8 protein-coding genes are annotated in these 6683 nt (G+C 67.3%); all 8 read left to right on the forward strand.

The window, feature by feature from the left end:
* Positions 1–134: 134 nt before the first annotated feature.
* On the forward strand, positions 135–1232 hold the full coding sequence (locus tag HWX87_RS35865) for an extracellular solute-binding protein (protein ID WP_176051552.1): 1098 nt from the start codon (positions 135–137) through the stop codon (positions 1230–1232).
* 4 nt (positions 1233–1236) lie between these two features.
* A complete protein-coding gene (locus HWX87_RS35870) occupies positions 1237–2163 on the forward strand; it encodes an ABC transporter permease (protein ID WP_176051553.1) in 927 nt (308 codons plus the stop codon).
* On the forward strand, positions 2160–3002 hold the full coding sequence (locus HWX87_RS35875) for an ABC transporter permease (protein WP_176051554.1): 843 nt from the start codon (positions 2160–2162) through the stop codon (positions 3000–3002). Before HWX87_RS35870 ends, HWX87_RS35875 begins: the two co-directional genes overlap by 4 nt.
* Before the next feature lie 40 nt (positions 3003–3042).
* The gene (locus HWX87_RS35880; protein ID WP_176051555.1) at positions 3043–4110 is read left to right on the forward strand and encodes an ABC transporter ATP-binding protein; all 1068 of its coding nucleotides are present in this window, start codon (positions 3043–3045) and stop codon (positions 4108–4110) included.
* A gap of 41 nt (positions 4111–4151) precedes the next feature.
* Entirely contained in the window at positions 4152–4976 is an 825-nt protein-coding gene (locus HWX87_RS35885) for a transporter substrate-binding domain-containing protein (protein WP_176051556.1), read from the forward strand.
* Between the two features lie 43 nt (positions 4977–5019).
* Positions 5020–5784: an amino acid ABC transporter permease gene (locus HWX87_RS35890; RefSeq protein ID WP_176051557.1), complete on the forward strand. Its 765-nt coding sequence runs from the start codon at positions 5020–5022 to the stop codon at positions 5782–5784.
* On the forward strand, positions 5781–6437 hold the full coding sequence (locus HWX87_RS35895) for an amino acid ABC transporter permease (RefSeq protein ID WP_176051558.1): 657 nt from the start codon (positions 5781–5783) through the stop codon (positions 6435–6437). Before HWX87_RS35890 ends, HWX87_RS35895 begins: the two co-directional genes overlap by 4 nt.
* Positions 6438–6477: 40 nt before the next feature.
* On the forward strand, positions 6478–6683 hold a 206-nt coding region (locus HWX87_RS35900), incomplete at its 3' end, for an ATP-binding cassette domain-containing protein (protein ID WP_176051559.1).

Consider the following 6683-nt stretch of genomic DNA (forward strand, 5'->3'; position numbering starts at 1 on the left):
CGTTTATGTCATGCCGCGCATGCGGATATTTCGTTTGTTGCGGAAATTTGACCTCCCTACAGTTCATCCACACCCCGCGCCGCCGTTCGGCGAGCGGCATCGAACCACACGGCATCGTTCATCAGGAGACGGCCATGCAACACTTCAAGGCGGGCAGAAGGCAGGTGATCAAAACCCTCGGCACGGCACTCGCCGCATCCGCCCTTCCGATGCCGTTCATCAGGACTGCGAAGGCACAGTCGAGCAACTTCGCCGGCAAGACGCTGCGCCTGCTCACCTGGTCGGACGATACCGGCGCGGCCGCGCTGCGCAACATCGCGGAAACCTTCAGCAAGCAGACCGGCGCACGCGTGATCGCTGATCGCGCGGACGGCACGTCGGGCATGGTCGCGAAGGTCAAGGCCGCGGGTGAACGGCCGACCTACGATGTCATCACGCTCGCCGGCGTGGGCGCGGCGGGTCTCGCCGATGCGGGCCTGCTCGCCAAGCCGGACCTGAACCGGCTGCCGAACCTGAAGGACGTCGCGCCGCAATACCGCACCGGCGCGAACGGCTTCGGCATCGGCTACCTGCTGTGGTCGGACGGGCTGATCTACAACACGGCAACCGTGAAGAGCGCGCCGTCGAGCTATGAGGCACTGTGGGATCCGAAGTATGCGGGGCGCCTGTTCCTGCCGCCGCCCGAGTGGGCCGAAGCCGTCGATCTCGCGATCATCGCCGCGAAGCTGGCCGGCGGTTCGCAGCAGAACATCGATCCGGGATTCCGCAAGCTCGCGCAGTTGAAGGATCGCGTGATGACGCTCGGCGAAAACCCGAACCAGGTTGCCGACCTGTTCCGCACCGGCTCGCTCGACATCGGCGGCATCTATTCGCCCGCGTTCTTCCCGGACCAGATCCGCAAGCCCGACTACAAGATGGGCGTGACATACGGGATGAAGGAAGGCTTCGCGACGCAACTGATGTTCACCGTGATCCCGAAGGCACACCCGGGCGACCTCGACCTGATCCATGCGTTCATCAACCATTCGCTCGACGCGGGCGTGCAGGGCCGGATGGCGGCCGATGTGCTGAATGGCCCGGTGAACGGCAAGGCCGTGATTCCCGCGGAAAGCCGCGCGTTCGTGCCGTCGCCGCAGCAGATCGCGGAGAAGGCCGTGCTGCACGACGACAAGGCGCTCGCGGCCGTCCAGCCCGCGTGGATCAAGCGCTATACGGGCCTCTTCTCGGCATAACGACATGGCCTCCCTGTCCTCCCCCCGCGATGCAGGGTCGGCCGGTGCCGGAACGGCCGGTGCCGGCCCCGACACGGCCCCCGCGCTGGCCGGCGTGCCGCCGTGGCTGCTGCTCGCACCGATCCTCGCGTTTCTCGCGGTCCTTGCCGCCGCCACGCTCACGGTGTTGCGGATGAGCGTCGGCGTGTCCGGCGACGAATGGCGGACCTTCACGCTGCAGAACTACGCCGATCTCGCGGATCCGTACTTCACGACGTCGCTGTGGCTCACGCTGCGTCTCGCGTTCCAGAGCATGGTATGCGCGGTGCTGCTCGCGATCCCGGTTGCGCTCGCGATGGCACGCACCGAATCGCGGCTCGCGCGCCGGCTGCTGCTCGCCGGCGTACTGCTGCCGCTGCTCGTGAACCTGCTGCTGCAAGGGTATGGCTGGCTCGTGATGCTCGGCCCGGCCGGGTTGCTCAACCGCGCGCTGCTCGCCACCGGCTTGATCGGGCGGCCGCTGCAATTGCTGTACCGCGAGCACGGCGTGCTGCTCGGCCTGATCCAGACCGCGTTCCCGCTCGCGGTGCTGCCGCTGTCGAGCGCGCTGCGCGCGGTGTCCCGCGCGTACGACGAAGCCGCCGCGACGCTCGGCGCGAGCCGCTGGCAGACGCTGCGGCACGTGACGCTGCCGCTCGCGATGCCCGGCCTCGTCTCGGGTGCGCTGCTCGTGTTCGCGTACAACGCCAGCGCATTCGCGGTGCCGCTGCTGCTCGGCGGCCGGCGCGTGCCGATGCTCGCGGTGCTCGTGCACGACCAGGTCGCACCGCTGCTCAATTGGCCGGCCGCATCGGCATCGGGCATCGTGCTGATGGGCGCGACGCTCGTCGTCATGGCGGTTTCCCAGCGCCTCGTGCGCACCCTGCAACGTGCCGGCGAGGTGAACCGATGAACGTCCTGCTCCTGCGCACGCCCATGCCCGGCCGCCTCGGACGCGTGACGGGCGCGCTCGCGACACTCGTGCTGTTCCTCGCCGCGCTGCCGATCCTGACGATGATCACGATGTCGTTCGGCGCGTCGGGCACGCTCGAATTCCCGCCGCGCGAATTCAGCCTGCACTGGTATCGCGCCGCCTGGCAGACGTTCGTGTCGTCCGATGCCGGCAGCGCGCAGTCGATGGGCGCCGCGTTGACGACGAGCCTCGTCGTCGCGGTCGCGACGATGCTGATCGCGACCGCCGTGTCGGTACCCGCGGCTTACGCACTGTCGCGCTACCGCTTCCGCGGCAAGACGCTCGTCGAGCAGTTCGTCGCACTGCCGATCGTCTATCCGCTCGTGATGCTCGGCCTCGCGCTGCTGATCGTGTTCAACGCGCTGCCGGTCGAACTCGGCATCGCGCGGCTCGTCGTCGCCCACGTGATCCTGACACTGCCGTTCACCGTGAAGAACTGCGCGGCCTCGGTCGCATCGATCGGCCCCGACTTCGAGGAAGCGGCGTGCCTGATGGGCGCGAGCCCGCGCCGCGCGCTCGTCGACGTCGTGTTGCCACTGATGCGGCCCGGCATTCTCGCCGGGATGCTGTTCGCGTTCATCGTGTCGTTCAACGAATTCACGGTGACGTTCTTCCTGTACAGCATCGACACGATGACCCTGCCGGTCTGGCTCTACAGCCGCACCGTGTCGTCGCTCGACCCGACCGTGTTCTGCTTCGCCGTGTTCACGGTCGCGATCGACTTCGCACTGATCTGGATGCTCGAAAAACTCGTCGGCGACAAGGGCGTCGCGCTCTGACGCGCGCCCTGCCCCGCTCCCGCCCGTGCAAGGAACACACATGACCCAGCTCATCCTCCAGAACGTGACGAAGCGCTTCCATCAGGCGTATGCGGTCGATCACGTCGACCTGTCGGTGCCGGACGGCAAGCTCGTCTGCTTCCTCGGCCCGTCCGGCTGCGGCAAGACCACGCTGATGCGGATCATCGCCGGCCTCGAAACGCCGACCTCGGGCACCCTGTCGTTTGCCGGCCGCGACCTCACGCACGTGCCCGCCAACCGGCGCGACTTCGGCATGGTGTTCCAGTCGCTCGCGCTGTTTCCGCACATGACCGTCGCGCAGAACATCGCGTACCCGCTGCGGCTGCGCAAGACGGCCAAGGCCGCGCAGGCGCGGCGCGTCGCCGAGCTGCTGGAGCTGATCCAGCTTCCGCACATGGCCGACCGGCTCGTCACGCAACTGTCGGGCGGGCAGCGCCAGCGCGTCGCGATCGCACGCGCGATCGCGTCGTCGCCGCGCCTGCTGCTGCTCGACGAACCGTTGTCGGCACTCGACGCGAAGCTGCGCGAAGCGATGCAGGTCGAGATCCGGCTACTGCAGCAACGGCTCGGCATCACGACGATCATGGTCACGCACGACCAGCGCGAAGCGATGACGATGGCCGACGAGATCGTCGTGATGGAGAAAGGCCGGATACAGCAGGTGGGCCGGCCGCTCGACATCTACCGCGATCCGGTCAACGAATTCGTCGCCGACTTCATCGGCCTCGGCAACATCCTGCAGGTCGCGCGTGACGGCGACGACGCGATCGTGCTGCCCGGCGGTCAGCGACTCGCGATCCGGCAAGCACCGCGCACCGCGGACGCCGTGCGCCTGCTGATCCGTCCCGAGGACGTGTGCGTGCGCACGGCCCCGGCAGCACACCAGCCCGGACCGAACACGCTCGCCGGCACGATCACGTTCGTCCGTGACGTCGGCGCGTCGATCGAGGCAACGATCGATTGCCGCGGCTTCACGCTGACGGCCGCGACGACGCCGCGCGAAACGCCCGATCTCCAGGTCGGCATGCCGGTGCTCGCCGAACTGCCCGCCCATGCATGCAAGCTCATCGCCGCACGCGGCGCCTGATCTCCTTTCCCTTTCTCCAGCGCAACAACGAGGATCTCGCCATGAACGCAACGACCCACGCAATCCGCCACGTGCAGCGCCTGCTCGCCCGCTCCGCCCTTCTCTGCGCCTGCGCCGGCGCAGCGGGCCTCGCCGCCTTCGCGCCGCTCGCGCATGCCGACGCGCTCGACACGATCGCGAAATCGGGAGTCGTGCGCATCGGCGTGTTCGAGGACTATCCGCCGTTCGGTTCGATCGGGCCCGACATGAAGCCGCAAGGCTACGACATCGACATGGCAAACCTGATCGGCAAGGCGCTGAATGCGAAAGTCGAACTCGTGCAGGTCACCGGCGACAACCGGATGGCGTATCTCGCCGACCGCAAGACCGACATGCTGTTGTCGGTCGGACAGACGCCGGAGCGCGCGAAGGTGATCGACTTCTCGAACGCATACGCGCCGTACTACCTCGCGGTATTCGGCCCGAAGTCGCTCGCCGTGAAGGGCACCGCCGATCTCGCCGGCAAATCGGTCGCGGTCGCGCGCGGCACGCTCGAAGACCTGAGCGTCAGCAAGGTCGCGCCGCCGAACGCGACGATCAAGCGCTTCGACGATCCGAACGGCGCGATCGCGGCGTTCCTGTCGGGACAGGCGCAGCTGCTGGTGGTCGGCAACGACGTGGGCGCGACGATCATCGCGCGTCATCCGTCGATCGATCCGGAACAGAAATTCTCGCTGTTCAGCTCGCCCGATCACGTCGGCCTGAACAAGAACGAAGCGCGCCTGATGCAGAAGGTCAACGACGCGATCGCCGGCGCGAAGAAGAGCGGCACGCTGAACACGTTGTCGCAGAAGTGGCTGCACGCGGCGCTGCCGGCCGACCTGTGATGCGCGCCGCCCCCGCCCCGTATTCACGACGAAAGGCATCGCGATGACCTACGTGTTCGACTTCAGCGATTTCGGCCTCTACGCCGGCATGCTTGCGCGCGGCATCGGCGTGACGCTCGGCCTCACCGCGGCCGCCACCGCGCTCGGCGGCCTGATCGGCACCGCCGGCGCATGGACCGCACTCGCCGGCCCGCGCTGGGCGCGTGCGCTCGTCGCGGCCTACGTCGAGCTGATCCGCAATACGCCGTTTCTGGTCCAGTTGTTCTTCATCTTCTTCGGGCTGCCGGCGATCGGCGTACACATCGACGAAGCGCAGGCGGCCGTGCTGGCCATGACGGTCAACCTGGGCGCGTATGCAGTCGAGATCCTGCGCGCCGGCATCGAATCGGTGCCGCACGGGCAAGTGCAGGCCGCGCGGGCGCTCGGGCTGCACGGCCGGCAGGTGTTCGGTCACGTCGTGTTGCCGCAGGCGCTCGCGAATGTGTACCCCGCGCTGCTCGGCCAGGTGCTGATCGTGATGCTCGGCTCGGCCGTCGTGTCGCAGATCTCGGTGCCCGACCTGACCTACGCGGCGAACTTCATCCAGTCGCGCAATTTCCGTGCGTTCGAGATCTACATCGTCGTGACCGCAATCTACCTGCTGCTGTCGATCGCGCTGCGCATGTTGCTCAATCGCGTCGGCCGGCGATTGTTCTCGGGCCGCACGGCGCGCGGCGCGGCCGCCGCACCGCGGCGCACCTGCATGGCCCGCCTCGCGTGGCGCGCCCGCCCCCCTGAAAGCGGCCTGTCGACGGAGCGTGCCCGATGATCGAATTCACCTTCCAGGACATTGCGTGGAACCTGCTGCTCGCCGCACGCTGGACCTTGCTGCTGTCGCTGATCACGTTCGTCGGCGGCAGCATCGCCGGCTTCGCGCTGCTCGCAATGCGCATTTCGCCGGCGCCGGCGCTGCGCCGCTTCGTGATCCTGTACGTCGAGGTGTTCCAGGGCACGCCGTTGCTGATGCAACTGTTCCTCGGCTTCTTCGGCTTGCCGCTCGTCGGCATCGACGTGACGCCATGGGTCGCCGCGTCGGTCGTGCTGACGCTGAACGCCAGCGCCTATCTGGCCGACATCTGGCGCGGCTGTGTCGACGCGGTACCGCGCGGCCAATGGAGTGCGGCGGCAAGCCTTGGCATGACGTGGACTCAGCAGCTGCGCTACGTGGTGTGGCCGCAGGCGTGGAAGATCGCGCTGCCGCCGACCGTCGGTTTCCTCGTGCAGGCGGTGAAGAGCACCGCACTCACGTCGATCATCGGGCTGACCGAACTGACCAAGACCGGCAACATCATCACCAACGCGGTATTCAAGCCGTTTCCGATCTATGCGATGGTCGCGCTGCTGTACTTCGCGATGTGCTTCCCGCTGACGTGGTACGCCCGCGTGCTCGAACGTCGCTATCGCGTCGCGAAGGCGCGTTGAACCGGCGCCGCGCGCGCCTCATTACGATGCAGGTACTTCCATGATTTCCATCAGCAACGTTTCGAAGTGGTACGGCCAGTTTCAGGTCCTCACCGACTGCACGACCGAGGTCAGGAAAGGCGAAGTGGTCGTCGTGTGCGGCCCGTCGGGCTCGGGCAAGTCGACGCTGATCAAGACCGTGAACGGCCTCGAGCCGTTTCAGCAGGGCGAGATCCTCGTGAACGACCAGTCGGTCGGCGACAAGAA

The organism is Burkholderia sp. BCC1644, assembly GCF_902833225.1.
Lineage (GTDB): Bacteria > Pseudomonadota > Gammaproteobacteria > Burkholderiales > Burkholderiaceae > Burkholderia.

Excerpts from the sequence above, each read along its gene's own strand:
- HWX87_RS35865 (WP_176051552.1), top strand. The coding sequence starts at position 135 with ATGCAACACTTCAAGGCGGGCAGAAGGCAGGTGATCAAAACCCTCGGC.
- HWX87_RS35870 (WP_176051553.1), top strand. The coding sequence starts at position 1,237 with ATGGCCTCCCTGTCCTCCCCCCGCGATGCAGGGTCGGCCGGTGCCGGA.
- HWX87_RS35880 (WP_176051555.1), top strand. The coding sequence starts at position 3,043 with ATGACCCAGCTCATCCTCCAGAACGTGACGAAGCGCTTCCATCAGGCG.
- HWX87_RS35895 (WP_176051558.1), top strand. The coding sequence starts at position 5,781 with ATGATCGAATTCACCTTCCAGGACATTGCGTGGAACCTGCTGCTCGCC.
- HWX87_RS35890 (WP_176051557.1), top strand. The coding sequence starts at position 5,020 with ATGACCTACGTGTTCGACTTCAGCGATTTCGGCCTCTACGCCGGCATG.
- HWX87_RS35875 (WP_176051554.1), top strand. The coding sequence starts at position 2,160 with ATGAACGTCCTGCTCCTGCGCACGCCCATGCCCGGCCGCCTCGGACGC.
- HWX87_RS35885 (WP_176051556.1), top strand. The coding sequence starts at position 4,152 with ATGAACGCAACGACCCACGCAATCCGCCACGTGCAGCGCCTGCTCGCC.